The organism is Bradyrhizobium sp. HKCCYLRH1030 (genome assembly GCF_051168395.1).
In the GTDB taxonomy this organism is placed as follows: domain Bacteria; phylum Pseudomonadota; class Alphaproteobacteria; order Rhizobiales; family Xanthobacteraceae; genus Bradyrhizobium.
This window is the reverse complement of sequence record NZ_JBNPUY010000002.1, coordinates 954,524-970,489: the sequence shown is the minus strand read 5'-3', so window position 1 is coordinate 970,489 and position 15,966 is coordinate 954,524. Positions and strand designations below refer to the sequence as shown.

The 15,966-nt window shown below is 65.7% G+C and carries 13 protein-coding genes; 4 read left to right on the top strand and 9 right to left on the bottom strand.

Features of this window, described 5'->3' with window-relative positions; translation table 11 throughout:
* The first annotated feature begins 1 nt into the window (after window position 1).
* A complete protein-coding gene (locus tag ACQR1E_RS09825; protein WP_434896956.1) occupies window positions 2–2,101 on the top strand; it encodes a S9 family peptidase in 2,100 nt (699 codons plus the stop codon).
* A gap of 216 nt (window positions 2,102–2,317) precedes the next feature.
* Here ACQR1E_RS09825 and ACQR1E_RS09820 read toward each other — a convergent pair whose 3' ends face one another.
* The 5 genes from ACQR1E_RS09820 to ACQR1E_RS09800 form a co-directional block, all read right to left on the bottom strand.
* Window positions 2,318–3,037, bottom strand: coding sequence for a ribonuclease activity regulator RraA (locus tag ACQR1E_RS09820; RefSeq protein WP_434896955.1), 720 nt, complete (start codon window positions 3,035–3,037; stop codon window positions 2,318–2,320).
* Between the two features lie 121 nt (window positions 3,038–3,158).
* Window positions 3,159–4,895, bottom strand: a complete 1,737-nt coding sequence (gene araD, locus ACQR1E_RS09815; RefSeq protein ID WP_434896954.1) for an L-arabinonate dehydratase — start codon at window positions 4,893–4,895, stop codon at window positions 3,159–3,161.
* On the bottom strand, window positions 4,892–5,752 hold the full coding sequence (locus ACQR1E_RS09810) for an ABC transporter permease (RefSeq protein ID WP_315750732.1): 861 nt from the start codon (window positions 5,750–5,752) through the stop codon (window positions 4,892–4,894). The genes araD and ACQR1E_RS09810 overlap by 4 nt, the downstream gene beginning before the upstream one ends.
* An 11-nt stretch (window positions 5,753–5,763) precedes the next feature.
* Entirely contained in the window at window positions 5,764–6,528 is a 765-nt protein-coding gene (locus ACQR1E_RS09805) for an ABC transporter ATP-binding protein (protein ID WP_315750730.1), read from the bottom strand.
* Window positions 6,528–7,559 (bottom strand): ABC transporter substrate-binding protein, encoded by a 1,032-nt coding sequence (locus ACQR1E_RS09800; protein WP_434896953.1) that lies wholly within the window; start codon window positions 7,557–7,559, stop codon window positions 6,528–6,530. Before ACQR1E_RS09800 ends, ACQR1E_RS09805 begins: the two co-directional genes overlap by 1 nt.
* A gap of 124 nt (window positions 7,560–7,683) precedes the next feature.
* Between ACQR1E_RS09800 and ACQR1E_RS09795 the strand changes: the two genes are divergently transcribed.
* The 3 genes from ACQR1E_RS09795 (at window position 7,684) to ACQR1E_RS09785 (ending at window position 12,802) form a co-directional block, all read left to right on the top strand.
* On the top strand, window positions 7,684–8,394 hold the full coding sequence (locus tag ACQR1E_RS09795; protein ID WP_434896952.1) for a GntR family transcriptional regulator: 711 nt from the start codon (window positions 7,684–7,686) through the stop codon (window positions 8,392–8,394).
* Window positions 8,395–8,775: 381 nt separating this feature from the next.
* Complete coding sequence (locus ACQR1E_RS09790) at window positions 8,776–9,210, top strand: response regulator (protein ID WP_315750724.1); 435 nt, start codon at window positions 8,776–8,778, stop codon at window positions 9,208–9,210.
* On the top strand, window positions 9,191–12,802 hold the full coding sequence (locus tag ACQR1E_RS09785; RefSeq protein ID WP_316227040.1) for a PAS domain S-box protein: 3,612 nt from the start codon (window positions 9,191–9,193) through the stop codon (window positions 12,800–12,802). Before ACQR1E_RS09790 ends, ACQR1E_RS09785 begins: the two co-directional genes overlap by 20 nt.
* Window positions 12,803–12,916: 114 nt before the next feature.
* On the opposite strand, the gene ACQR1E_RS09780 is transcribed toward ACQR1E_RS09785, so the two are convergent.
* The 4 genes from ACQR1E_RS09780 to ACQR1E_RS09765 all read right to left on the bottom strand — a co-directional run bounded on the left by ACQR1E_RS09780 (window position 12,917) and on the right by ACQR1E_RS09765 (window position 15,948).
* The gene (locus ACQR1E_RS09780) at window positions 12,917–13,552 is read right to left on the bottom strand and encodes a response regulator transcription factor (RefSeq protein ID WP_315750719.1); all 636 of its coding nucleotides are present in this window, start codon (window positions 13,550–13,552) and stop codon (window positions 12,917–12,919) included.
* 461 nt (window positions 13,553–14,013) lie between these two features.
* Window positions 14,014–14,523, bottom strand: a complete 510-nt coding sequence (locus ACQR1E_RS09775) for a response regulator (protein ID WP_316165721.1) — start codon at window positions 14,521–14,523, stop codon at window positions 14,014–14,016.
* A gap of 197 nt (window positions 14,524–14,720) precedes the next feature.
* Window positions 14,721–15,044 carry a PilZ domain-containing protein gene (locus ACQR1E_RS09770; protein WP_315716973.1) on the bottom strand — a complete coding sequence of 108 codons (324 nt, stop codon included), beginning with the start codon at window positions 15,042–15,044 and terminating at the stop codon, window positions 14,721–14,723.
* Window positions 15,045–15,078: 34 nt separating this feature from the next.
* Entirely contained in the window at window positions 15,079–15,948 is an 870-nt protein-coding gene (locus ACQR1E_RS09765) for a CheR family methyltransferase (protein ID WP_315750716.1), read from the bottom strand.
* Window positions 15,949–15,966 lie beyond the last annotated feature (18 nt).

Below are 15,966 nucleotides of genomic sequence, written 5' to 3'. Positions count from 1 at the left end.
CATGACCGACTTGAGCACCAAGGCGCCGGTGGCGCCGCGCCATCCGCACAGCTTCACCCGTCACGGCATCACCGTAAGCGACGACTATGCGTGGCTGAAAGACGCGCGGTGGCAGGAGGTGCTGCACGATCCGTCGCTGCTGGATGCTGATATCCGCGCCTATCTCGAGGCCGAGAACGCCTATGCGGAATCCGTGCTCGGCCACACCTCACCGCTGCAGAAGAAGCTCGTCGCGGAGATGCGCGGCCGCATCAAGGAGGACGATTCCTCGGTGCCGTCGCCGGACGGGCCCTACGCCTATTTCCGCAAGTATCGCGAGGGCGGCCAGCACGAGTTGTTCTGCCGGACGCCGCGCAACGGCGGGGCGGAGACGATCGGGCTCGATGGCGATGCGCTGGCGCGAGGCCACGACTATTTCAAGTTCGGCGGCAGCAGGCATTCGCACGACCACAAGCGCGTCGCCTGGAGCGCCGACACCAAGGGCTCCGAATATTTCACCATCCGCGTCCGCGACTGGGATAGCGGCAACGATCTCGACGACGTGGTCGAGGAGACCGACGGCGGTGTGGTGTGGTCACGCGATTGCACGAGCTTCTTCTACGTCAAGCTCGACGACAATCACCGCCCGATGCAGGTGTGGCGGCATAAGCTCGGCACCAGGCAGGCCGAAGACGCGCTGGTGTACGAGGAGAAGGACACCGGCTGGTTCACCCATGTGCACGAGTCGACGTCGGGCCGGTTCTGCGTCATCGCCGGCGGCGACCACGAGACGTCCGAACAACGGTTGATCGATCTCGATGCTCCCGAGGCGCCGCCACGGCTGGTAGCCGCGCGCGAGAACGGCGTGCAATATTCGATCGCCGATCGCGGCGACGAGCTGTTCATCCTGACCAATGCCGACGGCGCCATCGACTTCAAGATCGTCACCGCGCCGCTGGCCGCGCCCGAGCGCGCCAACTGGCGCGACCTCATTCCGCACCGCGCCGGCATCTACGTACTCGACCACGATCTGTATGCCGGGCACCTCGTGCGGCTGGAGCGCGCCAATGCGCTGCCGTCGATCGTCATCCGCGATCTCGCATCCGGCGAGGAGCACGCGATCGCCTTCGACGAAGGCGCCTATTCGCTCGACGCGATGGGCTCCTACGAGTTCGACACCACCAATCTGCGCTTTGCCTATTCGTCGATGACGACGCCGTCGGAGGTGTGGGACTACGACATGGTGACGCGCGCGAAAACCTTGCGCAAGCGCCAGGAGATTCCGTCCGGGCACAATCCGGCCGACTACGTCACCACGCGCATCATGGCCAAGGCGGAGGACGGCGCCGAGGTGCCGGTGTCGCTGCTGCACCGGCGCGACCTCAAGGCCGATGGCTCGGCGCCGCTGCTGCTCTATGGCTACGGCTCCTATGGCCATGCGATGCCGGCCTCGTTCTCGGCCAACCGGCTGTCGCTGGTCGACCGCGGCTTCGTCTACGCCATCGCCCATATCCGCGGCGGCACCGACAAGGGCTGGGGCTGGTATCTCGACGGCAAGCGCGAGAAGAAGACCAACAGCTTTGACGATTTCGCGGCCTGCGCACGGGCGCTGATCGCGGCGAACTACACAGCGGCCGGCCGCATCGTCGGCCATGGCGGCAGCGCCGGTGGCATGCTGATGGGCGCGGTCGCCAACCGCGCGGGCGAGCTGTTCGCCGGCATCGTCGCCGAGGTGCCGTTCGTCGACGTGCTCAACACGATGCTCGACGACACCCTGCCGCTGACGCCGCCGGAATGGCCCGAATGGGGCAACCCGATCGAGAGCGAGAAGGACTTCCGCACCATCCTGTCCTACTCGCCCTACGACAACATCGCGGCCAAGGAGTATCCCGCGATCCTCGCGATGGCCGGGCTGACCGACCCGCGCGTCACCTATTGGGAGCCTGCAAAGTGGATCGCGCGGCTGCGCGCGACGATGACCGGCGGCGGGCCGGTCCTCCTGCGCACCAACATGGGCGCCGGCCACGGCGGCGCCTCCGGCCGCTTCAACCGGCTGGATGAGGTCGCGATCGTCTACGCGTTCGCGCTATGGGCGGTGGGTCTGGCAGATCGGAGCGTTTGAGCCATGATCGCGCCTGAACACCAATGTCGTCCCTGCGAACGCAGGGACCCATAACCACCGGCGGCAATTGTTGAGCGCGCTGGAGCTACGTCCCTCGTCATCACAACCGCCTGTGGTTATGGGTCCCGGCTCAAGGCCGGGACGACAGCGGAGTATGGGGCCAATCTCGCCTCGCAATCGGCGTCGCATCCGCAACGACAGCCGAGGACGTAGCGGCTACCGGTTGTTCTTCGCGCGCCACGCCGCGAAGTCGGCGGGCGCCTGCGGATCCGTCGCGGGATAGAGGCCGAGGATCGAGCGGCCCTTGGCAACTTCCTCGGCAACGAAATCCTCGAACGCGGTCATCTCGAACGTCTCGTCCGCGATCTCGTCGGCGAGATGGGCGGGGATGACGATGACGCCGTCGGAATCGCCGAGGATGACGTCACCCGGAAACACTGGCGCGTCGCCGCAGGCGATCGGGCCGTTGATCTCGATCGCATGATGCAGGGTGAGATTGGTCGGTGCGCTCGGACGCTGGTGGAAGGCGGGGATGCCGAGCTTGGCAATGTCGGCGGCGTCACGGAAGCCGCCGTCGGTGACGACGCCGGCGACGCCACGCTGCTGCAGGCGGCTCACGAGAATGGCGCCGGCCGAGGCGGCGCGTGCGTCCTTGCGGCTGTCCATCACCAGCACGGCGCCGGGCGGACAATCCTCGACGGCCTTGCGCTGCGGATGGCCGCGGTCGCGAAACACCTCGATGGTGTTGAGATCCTCGCGCGCTGGGATGTAGCGCAAGGTGAAGGCTTCGCCGACCATGGTCGGCTGCGCCGGGCTGAGCGGATGGACGTTCTGGATGCACTGGATGCGCAGGCCGCGCTTGAACAGCGCGGTAGCGACCGTGGCCGTCGAGACGGTCTTGAGCTTGTTGCGGGTGGCGGTGCTGAGTCTGGTCATGTCCTGCTCTCTCCGGTCGTCATTCCGGGGCGCGCGGAGCGCGAGCCCGGAATCCATACTCCCGATCGTGGTTATGGATTCCGGGCTCGCCGCTCCGCGGCGCCCCGGAATGACGGGTGAACTAATAAATCGCTGGCTCGCCCACGGGCGCCCCGAAGTCCGTCTCCAAGAAATCGAAATCGCAGCCGTCATTGGCCTGCTTGATATGGCGGGCGAACATCCAGCCATAGCCGCGCTCGAAGCGCGGCGCAGGCGGTTGCCAAGCGGCGCGACGGCGCGCCAGCTCCTCCTCGGGCACGTCGAGATTGATGGTGCGCGCGGCGACGTCGAGGGTGATGCGGTCGCCATTGCGCACCAGCGCCAGGGGACCGCCGACATAGGCTTCCGGCGCGACGTGCAGGATGCAGGCGCCGTAGGACGTCCCGCTCATGCGCGCGTCGGACAGCCGGACCATGTCGCGCACGCCCTCGCGCACGAGCTTGGTCGGGATCGGCAGCATGCCCCATTCCGGCATCCCTGGCCCGCCCTGTGGCCCGGCATTGCGCAGGATCAGCACATGGTCGGCGGTGACGTCGAGATCGGGATCGTCGATCGCCTTCTTCATCGAGGGATAGTCGTCGAACACCAGCGCCGGGCCGGTGTGCCTGAGGAAGCGCGGATCGCAGGCAGAGGGCTTGATGACGCAGCCGTCCGGCGCAAGGTTGCCCTTGAGCACGGCGAGCGCACCTTCGCGATAGATCGGGTTCGACTGCGGACGGATGACGTCGTCATTGTAGACGCCGGCGCCCTTGATGTTGTCGCCGAGGGTGCGGCCATTGACGGTGAGGCAGTCGAGATGGAGATGCTCTTTCATCCTGCTCATCAGGCCGGGCAGCCCGCCCGCGTAGTAGAAATCCTCCATCAGATAGGCGTCGCCGCTCGGCCGGACATTGGCGAGCACCGGCACCTTGCGGCTGGCGGCCTCGAAATCATCAAGGCCGATATCGGCGCCGGCGCGGCGCGCCTGCGCGATCACATGGATGATGGCGTTGGTCGAGCAGCCCATCGCCATGGCGACCGCGATCGCATTCTCGAACGCTGCGTGGGTCTGGATCTTCGATGGCGTCAGGTCCTCCCACACCATCTCGACGACGCGGCGGCCGCATTCCGAGCTCATGCGGATGTGCTCGGCATCGGCAGCCGGAATCGACGAGGCGCCGGGCAAGGTCATGCCGATCGCTTCCGCGATCGCGGTCATGGTCGAGGCCGTCCCCATGGTCATGCAGGTGCCGTGGCTGCGGGCGATGCCCGCCTCCATCGCATTCCAATCGGCGTCCGACAGCTTGCCGGCGCGGCGTTCGTCCCAGTACTTCCAGGCGTCGGAGCCGGAGCCGAGCGTCTTGCCCTTCCAGTTGCCGCGCAGCATCGGCCCGGCCGGGAGATAGATCGCCGGCAGGTTCATGCTGGTGGCGCCGAGCAGCAGCGCCGGCGTGGTCTTGTCGCAGCCGCCCATCAGCACGACGCCATCGACGGGGTGGCCGCGCAAGAGCTCCTCGACATCCATCGCCAGCATGTTGCGATAGAGCATCGTGGTCGGCTTCAACAGCGACTCCGACAGCGACAGCGCAGGCAGCTCGATCGGGAAACCGCCGGCCATCAGCACGCCGCGCTTGACGTCGTCGACCCGCTGCTTGAAGTGCATGTGGCAGGGCTGCGCGTCGGACCAGGTGTTGATGATGGCGATGACCGGACGGCCCTTCCACTCCTCCTGGGCATAGCCCATCTGCATCACCCGCGAGCGGTGGCCGAAGGAACGGAGATCGTCGGGCGCGAACCAGCGCGCGCTGCGCAGCTGATCGGGGCTCTTCTTGTGGCTCATGATTGCGTTCCCCAGGTCAGCACGGTCTTGCGCTCGATGGTGCGGAAGATCAGGTTCTCGACCACGAGACCGATCAGGATCACGGTCAGCAGGCCGGCGAACACCGCGGGGATCTCGAGCAGATTGCGGTTCTCGAAGATGAACCAGCCGAGGCCGCCCTGCCCCGAGGAGACACCGAACACCAGCTCGGCCGCGATCAGGGTGCGCCAGGCGAAGGCCCAGCCGATCTTCAAACCCGTGAGGATGGCGCCGAACGCCGCCGGAATCAGGATTCGGATCACATAGGAGAAGCCGCTGAGACCGTAGTTGCGCCCGACCATGCGCAGCGTGTTCGAGACGCTTTTGAAGCCGGAATGGGTGTTGAGCGCGACGGGCCACAGCACCGAATGGATCAGCACGAAGACGAGACTGCCGCTGCCGAGCCCGAACCAGATCAGCGCCAGCGGCAGCAGCGCGATCGCCGGCAAGGGATTGAACATCGCCGTGATCGTCTCGAGGAAATCGGTGCCGATGCGAGTCGAGATCGCGAGCACAGTCAGGATCGCCGCGAGAACGATGCCTGCGGCATAGCCCATGAACAGCACCTTCAGCGAGGTCCAGACGCGCATCGGGATGGTGCCGTCGCGGACCTTCTCCCACAGCGCCGCGATGGTGTCGGAGAAGGTCGGGAACAGCAGGGGATTGTCGAGATAGCTGCCATAGGCCTGCCAGATCGCGGCGAGCAAGACAATGATCAGGCTCTTGCGCACGAAGCCGTCGTTCCACAGCAGCTCGAGCACGCCGAGCTTGCGCGCGACATCTGCAGGCGCGGCGCTCGCGGCCGACGTATCGCGCAGGATGATCTTGGCTTCAGCCATGGGCGCCGTCCTCAATGCGTCGTTGCAGGTTCGGAGAACAAAAGATCATGGATCTGCTTCTCCAGGCGCGCCGCGCTGCCGTCCTCGGCCGAGACCTTGTCGACGTCGACCACCTCGGCCTTGACGCGGCCGGGATGCGGCGACAGCAGCAGAATGCGGTTGCCGATCTTGATGGCTTCGGCGATCGAATGCGTCACGAACAAGACGGTGAATTTCGTCTCGTTCCACAACTGCAGCAGCTCGTCCTGGCAGGTGCGCCGCGTCAGCGCATCGAGCGCGGCGAACGGCTCGTCCATCAGCAGGATGTCCGGCTCCATCGCCATGCCCCGGGCGATCGCGACGCGCTGCTTCATGCCGCCCGACAGCGTGTGCGGATAGGCATCGACGACGCGCGTCAGCCCGACTTTCTCGATATAGGTGCGGGCGCGGCTCTCGGCCTCCTTGCGCGGCATGCGCCGCGCCGTCAGCAGCGGGAACATCACGTTGGCGAGCACGGTCTTCCACGGCAGCAGCTGGTCGAACTCCTGGAAGATCATCATGCGGTCGGCGCCGGGACCGGTGATCTCGCGGCCGTTGATGCGCATCCGGCCCTCGCTCGGCTTGATGTAGCCACCGACCGCCTTCAGCAAGGTCGACTTGCCGCAACCGGACGGTCCCAGCAGCACGAAGCGATCGGAGCGGTCGACGGAGAAGCCGACCCGCTCCGTCGCGGTGATCACTGCGCTGGAGGTCTTGTAGCGCAGGGTGACGCCATCGACGTCGAGCAGAGCGGACATCAGTTGCCCTTCAGATCATGCGCGACGGGGAGATAATAATCGGTCCAGGCCTTGGGCTGGGTCTTGATGGTGCCGATCTTGGCGAGATGGGCCGCGAACTTCATGGTGCCCTGCGGCTCCAGATTCCATTCCATCATGCCGGGCTCCTTGAGCCAGGCGAGCAGGTCATCGACCGAGGTCTTGTCGCCGGTGATCTCCTTGTAGATCTCGACCGCCGTCCTGGTATCGCTGCGGATCAGGTCCTGCGCTTCCTTGGTCGCATCGCGCACCGCCTGGATGATCTTCGGATTGACGTCGGCGAACTTCGTGGTGGTGAAGAACTGCGCCTGGCTCAGCGGTCCGCCCATGACGTCGGGCGAATTCATCACGACATGCGCGCCGGGCACGTTCTTCAATTCGAGGAACGTGTAGGGCGGGATCGAGAAATGATTGTGCACCTCGTGCTGCGGGTTCGACAGCGCCGTATAGGCGTCGGGGTGACCGAGCTGCACGGTGTTCGCGTCGAGCTTGTTCCACTGATCGGCGCCGAAAACCTCAGCGGCCGCGATCTGCAGCACGATGGCCTGGGTCGAGACCTTGACGGTCGGCACGGCGATCTTGTCACTGGGACCGAAGTCCTTGATCGACTTGATGTTGGGATCGCGGCTGATCAGGGTCATCGGCTGCGCCGAGGTGGCGACGATGCCCTTCACGCCGCCGCGGGTACGATCCCACAACAGCAGCAGATTGCCGGTGCCGGTGTTGAGGATGTCGACGCTGCCCGACAACAGCGCATCGGTCTGCGCGCCGCCGCCGGAGAAGGTCAGCCATTTGGTGGTGACGCCGGGCACGCCGAGCGCGGCCGCATGCTTCTCGATCAGCTTGTTCTTCTCGATGATGTGGCTCGGCATGTAGAAGATGCCAGGCTGGCGCGACAGCGAGATTTCGGTCTTCTGCTGGGCCTGCGCGGCGTCATTCCAGGCCGCCGCGACCAGCAGCGTGGCCAGCAGGCCGGCGGCTCGTGCGGCCGAGCGCGCGAACTTCTCGAACATGGGACATCCCTCCTCGCGTGCCGGCTCCTTCTTGACGGCCAGCGGAGAGATGCACTAATGCATTAGTGCATCTCTGACAAGGGCTGTTCTCCCCCTGCGACATTCGAGCCGGACGTCCCACCAAATGGCATTGCCCGCGACGCCTGCTGCGGTTCTCCCGCCCGAACGGCTCGATCCGAGCCGGCGCGCGGCACCGCAGGTCTTCGAGCGGTTGCGCGACCAGATCATCGCCCTCGCGCTCCCACCGGGAGCGCCATTGTCGCGGCCGGCGCTGCAGGCCGAGTTCGGCCTCAGCTCGACGCCGATCCGCGACGCGCTGATGCGCCTCGCCGAGGAAGGCCTCGTCGACGTGTTCCCGCAGCACGCGACCCTGGTCAGCCGCATCGATGTTGGTCGGGCGCAGCAGGCGCAGTTCCTGCGCCAGGCGCTGGAGCTCGAGATCGTGCGCCTGCTCGCGCTGCGGCCGGCGGCGGCGCCGATCGACGAACTCCATGCTCTGATCGCCCAGCAGCGGCGATTCGCCAGGGACGGCGACTTCGCGTCATTCACGGTGGTCGACAACGCATTTCACGAGCGGCTCTACACTGCCGCGGACAAGCACGAGCTGTGGACCCTGGTGCGCAGCCGCAGCGGTCACATCGACCGGTTGCGCCGGCTGCATCTGCCCTCGCCCGGCAAGGCGCAGACGATCCTGCGCCACCACAAGCAGATCGTCGACGCGATCGCCGCGAGCCGGCCGGACGACGCGCAGACGCATCTGCGCGAGCACCTGACCGGGACGCTGAGCGACCTCGCGACCATTCGCAGCCGCTGGCCGGACTATCTCAGTGGCTAGCGGCCCGCCCAATCGGAGGACGTGAGCGGTGTCACGCCGCACGCCGGCATGTCGTCTGTGGCCACTCCGTCCCGTGCTGGTCCGCACCGTCTGTCGCGCCACCTGGGATCGCACATCCTCAGACATGTGCTCAAATATTGTGCATTCGGCGCGACGACGAGGCGATTATGGAGCGCTCCGCGCCATGCAACTACGGCGCGAGCGCCTCGAATGCAGGCCCGGCGCCCGGATAGTCCACCCTTGTCCCGTACAGGACATCGATCACCGCGCCCCATCCTGCATGTGACTTGCCCGGCGAAACGCTTGCGGCGCGCCGCGAATTGGGCAAAACCTTACAACTGACCGTTGGTCTTGCTGCCAGCCAATCGGGAGATGCGGAGCGTGGCGAAGATTCTGGTCGTGGACGACGATCCGCTCATGCAGCTGACAATTCAGCGCGTGCTCGAACGGGCCGGTCACGTCGTCGGCATCGCCGGCGACGGCCAGAAGGCACTCGTCCGCTTCAAGAGCGAGAGCTTTGACTTGGTGATCCTCGACATCTTCATGCCGGGCATGGACGGGCTGGAGGCGATGCGCTTGATCCTCAAGCACACGCCGGGCGTTCCGATCATCATGACCTCGGGACGTGCCCACACCCCGACCTCGGTGACCGAGCCCGACTATCTTACCATGGCCACCAGGCTGGGAGCGGTGTCCGCATTGCCCAAGCCATTCAAACCGGCAGCCCTCCTGACGATGGTTTCCGAATGCCTGGCATCGGCAGGCGATCGGGCTGCTCGACCCCGGCCAGGCCAAGATGCTGTTCCGAAATCCTGACGGCCGAACCGAAGGGCTCCTGCTCAGCGGCGCGCAGCGCGCGAGCGAGGCGCCGCGGTTCGGCGGCCGCCTCACGCTGACGACGCGGCTGGCGATCGCGATGATCCTGCTGGTCGCGATCGCGGTGTTCGCCGTCGGCTGGCTCGGCTATCGCAGCCTCGAGCGGGCGCTGTTGCCGCGCGCGCTCGATCGAATCGAGTCGCATTCGCGCCTGATGGCGACCGAGCTCGAAAACTATGTCGGCAGCGCCCGGAATGACATCAACGGCTATCGCGCCTCGCCGAATCTGGCGACGTTGATGCGCACACTGAAGACGGGAGCTCCCGATCCCCGCGAAGGGCTGCCGGCGCAGTCGTGGCGCGAGCGGGTCGCAACGCGCTACTTCGCCGAGCTGCAGGCCAAGCCGACCTACGCGATGATCCGCCTGGTCGGGATCGAGAACGATTATCGCGAGCTGATCCGGGTCGACCGGCTCGGGCCGGGCAACACGGTGCGGATCGTTCCGGAGAACGAGCTGATCACGCGCGGCGAGCGCAACTACATCAAGGAGACGCTGAGCCTGCCGCCCGGCGGCATCCGGCTCTCGCCGATCATTCTCGACGGCAACACGACGGACCCCAAGACAGGCGTGCCGATGCTGTGCGTCGGCACGCCGGTGTTCGCGCCGGACGGCAAGCCGTACGCGATCCTGATCGTCGATCTCGACATGCGCCCGATCTTCGCGCATCTGCGCACGGCGGCCCGCCCGGGCGCGCAGCTCTATGTCGTGAACGCCCGCGGCGACTATCTCTTCCATCCCGAATCAGACCGGGAATTCGCCTCGAAACGCGGCCGATCGACGCGATGGCAGGACGATTTTCCGACGCTCGCCGGCGCGACCGGCAGCGCCGAGGGTTTCGCGCAGATCCTGCACGACGAAGCCGATCGTCCCGGCGGTGTCGCCTTCGCGCCGGCGCTGCTCGCGGGACAGGAATGGGTGGCGGTGATCGAGACGATCCCGAACACCGCCTTCATGGCGCCCGCCCTCGCCATCCGCAAGACGGCGATCGAGGTCGGCCTGATCGCGATGCTGTGCGCGGCCGCGCTCGCCTTCGTGGTCGCGCGCTCGCTGACGCGGCCGATCAACCAACTGACCCAGGCCGTCGAGGGCGTGGGGCGCGGCGAGGCGGTGAATATCCCGCTCGAGGCGGTCGGCGAGACCGGCGTGCTGGCGCGCGCCTTCGCCCGCGTGCTGGACGAGGTTCGCACCAAGACCGCCGAGCTCGAGCGCGAGGTCCAGGAGCATTACCTGACCGAAGCAGCGCGCGACCATTTCGCCGCCCGCGAACGGCTCTACAGTGCCGCGGTGGAATCGTCGAACGACGCGATCGTGACGCTGTCGCTGGACGGCACCATCACCGCCTGGAATCCGGCAGCCGAGGCCATGCTGGGCTACTCCGCCGAGGAGGCCGTGGGCCGCCTTGCGGATTTCCTCGTGCCGCCCGAGCGCATGGCCGAGGCCCAGGACCTTCTGGCGCGCATGGCCCGCGGCGAGCGGATCCAGCATTTCGAGACGGTGCGGATCCGCAAGGACGGTGAGCTGGTCCAGGTCTCGCTCAGCGTCTCGCCGATCAAATCACCGACCGGCCAGATCATCGGCGCCTCCAAGATCGCACGCGACGTCACCGAGAGCCGCCGGACCGAACTGGCGCTGCGCCAGCAGACCGAGGAACGGCGGCGCATCTTCGAGACGTCGCAGGACCTGATCCTCATCACCGACCGCAATGGCATCCTGGTTCAGGTCTCACCGAGCGTGGAGGCGATTCTCGGCTATACGCCGGCGGAGATGATCGGCCGCAGCGGCGCGGAGTTCATCCACCCGGACGATCTACCCAAAGCACGCGAGGAGCTTCGCGCCTCGCGCCTCGGCCTTCGGGCGCGCACCTCCGACTGCCGCTACGTCCACAAGGACGGCCGCGTGGTGACGCTGTCCTGGACCTCGAACTGGTCGGAGCCGGTGCAGCGCCACTTCTTCATCGGCCGCGACATGACCGAGAGCCGGCTGGCGCAGGAGACGCTCCGGGAGAGCGAACAGCTCGCCCGCAACATCGTCGAGACCGCGCTCGATGCCTTCGTCCAGGTCGACGACAACGGGGCCATTCTCAACTGGAACTCCCAGGCCGAGAAGATCTTCGGCTGGTCGCGCGCCGAGATCATCGGCAAGGACGTCTTCGACGTGATCACGGTCGGGGACGTCGGCGAGGAGCTGCGCGCCGCGCTCGGCCGCATCCTGATGACCGGACAAGCGAGCGCACTCGGGGTCGGCCGCCGACGCGAGGTCATGGTGAAGCGGCGCGACGGCCGCGAGTTCAAGGCCGAGCTCAGCGTGACCGCGCTGAAGACCCGCAACGGCTTCGTGCTGAACGGCTTCTTCCGCGACCTCACCGACAAGATCGCGACCGAGGAGCGGATCCGCCAGTCCGAGAAGATGGAAGCGATCGGCCAGCTCACCGGCGGCATCGCGCACGACTTCAACAACATCCTCACCGTGATCACCGGCACGATCGAGATTCTCGCCGCGGCCGTGGCCAAGGAGCCGCAGCTCGCCGCGATCACCAGGATGATCGACGAGGCCGCCGCGCGCGGGGCCGATCTCACCCAGCATCTGCTCGCCTTTGCGCGCCGGCAGCCGCTGCAGCCGCGCGAGGTCGACGTCAACACGCTGATGATCGACACGGCCAAGCTGCTGCGGCCGACGCTCGGAGAGCAGATCGAGATCGAGTCCGTCTTCCAGGACGAGACCTGCGTGGCGCATGTCGATCCGAACCAGCTCGCCACGGCGGTCATCAACCTCGCGCTCAATGCCCGCGACGCGATGCCGAATGGCGGCAAGCTCATCCTGGAGACCGGCTGGGCCGACCTCGACGAGAACTACGCAAGTCTCTACGACGACGTGCGGCCCGGTCGCTACGCGATGATCGCGGTGAGCGACAGTGGCAGCGGCATTCCCGCCGCCATCATCGACAAGGTGTTCAATCCGTTCTTCACCTCGAAGGGGCCGGGCAAGGGGACGGGGCTCGGATTGTCGATGGTGTACGGCTTCGTGAAGCAATCGGCCGGCCACATCAGGATCTACAGCGAAGAGGGCCACGGCACCACGATTCGGATGTACCTGCCGCCGGGCAGCGAAGAAGCGATCACGCAGCCCTCGGGCGACGCGCCGGCGATCCAGGGCGGCCAGGAGACGATCCTGGTGGTGGAGGACGACCGGCTGGTGCGCGGCTACGTTCTCGCCCAGCTCCATGCACTGGGCTATGCGACGCTGGAGGCGGCCAATGCCGCCGAAGCGCTGGCGATCACCAATGCCGGAGAGCCGTTCGATCTGCTCTTCACCGACATCATCATGCCGGGGACGATGAACGGCCGCCAGCTCGCATCCGAGATCCAGCGGATTCGTCCGACGCAGCGGGTCCTGTTCACCTCCGGCTACACCGAGAATGCCGTGGTGCATCACGGCCGGCTCGACGAAGGAATTCTTCTGCTGCCGAAGCCGTACCGCAAATCCGAGCTCGCCAAGATGATCCGCAAGGCGCTCGCCGCGACCGAGGCTTGAAAAACCAGGCTTGAAAAACGAGGCTTGGCCAATGCGGCCCGACCAACGCGGCCTGGCGCTTGCGGTTGCCGCTACTCCAGCTTGAGGCCCCGTGCGGGCGGCCCGGCCATCGGCTCAATTGGCGCGCGACGCCGTCATCACGATGCGGATCAGATCGGCCGCGTTGCGCGCGCCGAGCTTCTTCATGATGTTGGCGCGGTGATCCTCGATCGTGCGCGGGCTGATGCCCAGCGTGCGCCCCGCCTCCTTGTTCGAGGCCCCCGCCGTGAATTGTTCCAGGACCTCGCGCTCGCGCCGCGTCAGCGGCTCGCGGCCGGGGAAATGCAGCGAGCCGATCTTCGGCGAGGCATTCTCCTTCTGCCGCCGCGCGAACGCGCCGATCGCCTCGTTCAGACGGGCCACGATCTCACTGCCGCGGAACGGCTTCTCGATGAAGTCGAGCGCCCCGTTCTTGATCGCATTGACGGCCATCGGGATGTCGCCCTGGCCCGAGATCATGAAGATCGGAGCCGGATAGTCCTCGCCGTGCAGTTCCCTGAGAATGTCGAGACCGGACTTTCCGGGGATGTGCACGTCGAGCAGGATACAGGCCGGTGTCCTGCTCCGCGCCACCGCCAGGAGCGCGGCGCCGTCCGCAAAACAGATCACTTCATACCCACCTGCCGACAAGACCATCGAGAGGGTGTCGCGCACGGCTGGGTCGTCATCGACGACAAAAATCTCACCGCGGGAAGCTGTTTGTTCGGCCATGGGCGATTGCTCTTGCAAAGGAGAAGAAACAATGAAAGCGCGTCTTATGATACCATACTCGTCGGGTGCTTTGGGCACCCGTATTTGTACGGTTTATGATCCTAACCCACAAGTAGTAGCTGCAGATCGGTGATCGCCTTCACGAGACCATGATCTGGACACGATCTCAAGGCAGTCGTCTCGGGCAGCATGCTGCCTTGCAAAAACACATCAACGCCGACAGCGTCATGATCGACATCAAACTCTGGTCGCATCGGCGTTGCCCACGTGCACCACGCCCACAGACATGCTCGGCGGCGGACGCGTGCACGGCCCTCAGCCCACGAAAATCTGCACGGCATTTGACACAAGACGTACAGCCGTCAGCCGGCCTTGCCCTCGTTTTGATCAGAGATCGGCGGGATTCGGACGTTGCATAGGATTGTGCGCCCTGGACCGCGCCTTGCGCCGATGCAGCTCTGTCAGGACCGATGCTTCGCGGCAACACTTTCGGCTGCGACGCCGCCCCAGGTGTGAACCACGGGCAGGCCGAGCACAGTCTTGCCGAGATTCGCCAGGCAGATGCGCAACGCTGCCAGATCGACTGGCTTCGGCAGGCTCTGCAGGTCGATCCCGAGCGAGCGCGCGAACAGCCGGGCCTCAATTCGCTTCGCCGCATCCATGCCGCTGATCACGATCACGGAACCGGCGAAGCGGGTATCTGCGATGACCTTGAGGACCTCGGTCCCCTCGCCATCCTCGAGCATGAGATCGAGCGTCACGCAGTCAAAGCGGTTGCTGCGCACCTCGCGGATCGCATCGCTGCACGTGGCCGCGACCGTCACGGCGTGGCCGGCCTGCTTGGCCGCCAGCGCGATCAGCGTCCGCTGCGCGGCGTCGTCGTCGACGACCAAGAGCTGCAGCGCGCGCCGTTCGCCATCATCGGCGCGCTCCGACCGGCTGGATGCAAGTTCCGAACTCATGACCGGCATTGGCCGTCCCTGGAAAATTTGACCGACGTCATTGTCATACACGTCCGACCCTGCGGCGACGTAAAGCGGCTCTCGGAAAAAAGGCCACGCGTCTTAGGACTTGCGCAGGACCCGGGCTGGCGCGTCTCCTCGTCGCTCCGCGCGCGGAAGTTTCCCGAGCGGCGGGCGAGCAATGCGCCGTGCTGCCGCAAGGCGAACTAGTTGACGGTCGTTTCCTGGCCGGCGGAAGCGTTGCCACGCTTCTTCTTGTTCTTTCCCTTGATGAACTGGATGTCCATCTCGGAGCCGTTGACCCGGACCAGCTCGCAGCGGCGGTAGGCGAGCCCCGTCGAGGACAGCAGCAGAAAGAACTCTTTCAGATTCAATCCCTGGATCGATCCCTCGACCGTCAGCACCGCGTCGGTGTCCGAGATGGCGTTGAGCTGGCAGTCCCTGCGCCAGGTCCCGTCGATGCCCATGATGCAGACATCGTAACCACGGCTGAAGGTGACGCGCTCCGTACCTTTGTTGTCGTCAGACATCTTCGCGTCCTGCTCTATTGGGCTGCGGGAACATCTAGTTGCCCGCGGCCGCGATCCTGGGCATTCCCGGAGCGGACGCCTTCGCCGCGGAAGCGATCCCGCTCGGGCGATAAAGGCCACGCCGGTCCGCGAGCGGCTTGAACACGTCGGTGAGGCCGACGACGGTCTCCGCCGCACCGAGTACGAGGAAGCCGTCCGGCTCCATCTGCTTGGCGAGCCGGCCGAAGATGTTGATCTTGGTGTCCTGATCGAAATAGATCAGCACGTTGCGGCAGAACACGACGTCGAATGTGCCGAGCTGTGAGAAGTCGTGCAGCAGATTGAGCTGGCGATGCTGGACCATGCCGCGCACGTCGGAATTGATCTGCCAGAGTTCGCCTGCCTGCTTGAAATATTTGACCAGAAGCTGGATCGGCAGCCCGCGCTGCACCTCGAACTGGCTGTAGAGGCCGGCCTTCGATTTCTCCAGCACCTCCTGCGACAGATCGGTGGCGATGATCTCGATGCGCCATCCACTGAGCGCAGATCCCATCTCCTTGAGCGACATCGCCAGCGAATACGGCTCCTGGCCGGTCGAGCAGGCAGCGCACCAGATCCGGATCGACTTGCGGTTGGCGCGCGCCTTGAGGAGCTCCGGCATGATCACGTCGCGGAAATGATCGAACGGGACCTTGTCGCGGAAGAAGAACGTCTCGTTGGTCGTCATCGCTTCGACGACCTGACTTATCAAGGCGCTCGACCCGTCCTTCAGCTTCTGGACGAGATCGCTGATGCTGGCCAGACCGGCCTTGCGCGCGAGCGGAAGCAGGCGGCTCTCGATCAGATATTGCTTGTCGGCAGACAGATCGAGACCGGACTTGTCTCGAAGCAGCTTGCGCAGGAACTCATAATCAGGCTGGTTCACGGGCGGCCTCTTCTGGGC

What these genes read in the sequence shown, in the direction of transcription:
- ACQR1E_RS09825 (WP_434896956.1), top strand. Translation starts at nt 2, where the DNA reads ATGACCGACTTGAGCACCAAGGCGCCGGTGGCGCCGCGCCATCCGCAC.
- ACQR1E_RS09820 (WP_434896955.1), bottom strand. Translation starts at nt 3,037, where the DNA reads ATGACCAGACTCAGCACCGCCACCCGCAACAAGCTCAAGACCGTCTCG.
- araD (WP_434896954.1), bottom strand. Translation starts at nt 4,895, where the DNA reads ATGAGCCACAAGAAGAGCCCCGATCAGCTGCGCAGCGCGCGCTGGTTC.
- ACQR1E_RS09810 (WP_315750732.1), bottom strand. Translation starts at nt 5,752, where the DNA reads ATGGCTGAAGCCAAGATCATCCTGCGCGATACGTCGGCCGCGAGCGCC.
- ACQR1E_RS09805 (WP_315750730.1), bottom strand. Translation starts at nt 6,528, where the DNA reads ATGTCCGCTCTGCTCGACGTCGATGGCGTCACCCTGCGCTACAAGACC.
- ACQR1E_RS09800 (WP_434896953.1), bottom strand. Translation starts at nt 7,559, where the DNA reads ATGTTCGAGAAGTTCGCGCGCTCGGCCGCACGAGCCGCCGGCCTGCTG.
- ACQR1E_RS09795 (WP_434896952.1), top strand. Translation starts at nt 7,684, where the DNA reads ATGGCATTGCCCGCGACGCCTGCTGCGGTTCTCCCGCCCGAACGGCTC.
- ACQR1E_RS09785 (WP_316227040.1), top strand. Translation starts at nt 9,191, where the DNA reads ATGCTGTTCCGAAATCCTGACGGCCGAACCGAAGGGCTCCTGCTCAGC.
- ACQR1E_RS09780 (WP_315750719.1), bottom strand. Translation starts at nt 13,552, where the DNA reads ATGGCCGAACAAACAGCTTCCCGCGGTGAGATTTTTGTCGTCGATGAC.
- ACQR1E_RS09775 (WP_316165721.1), bottom strand. Translation starts at nt 14,523, where the DNA reads ATGCCGGTCATGAGTTCGGAACTTGCATCCAGCCGGTCGGAGCGCGCC.
- ACQR1E_RS09770 (WP_315716973.1), bottom strand. Translation starts at nt 15,044, where the DNA reads ATGTCTGACGACAACAAAGGTACGGAGCGCGTCACCTTCAGCCGTGGT.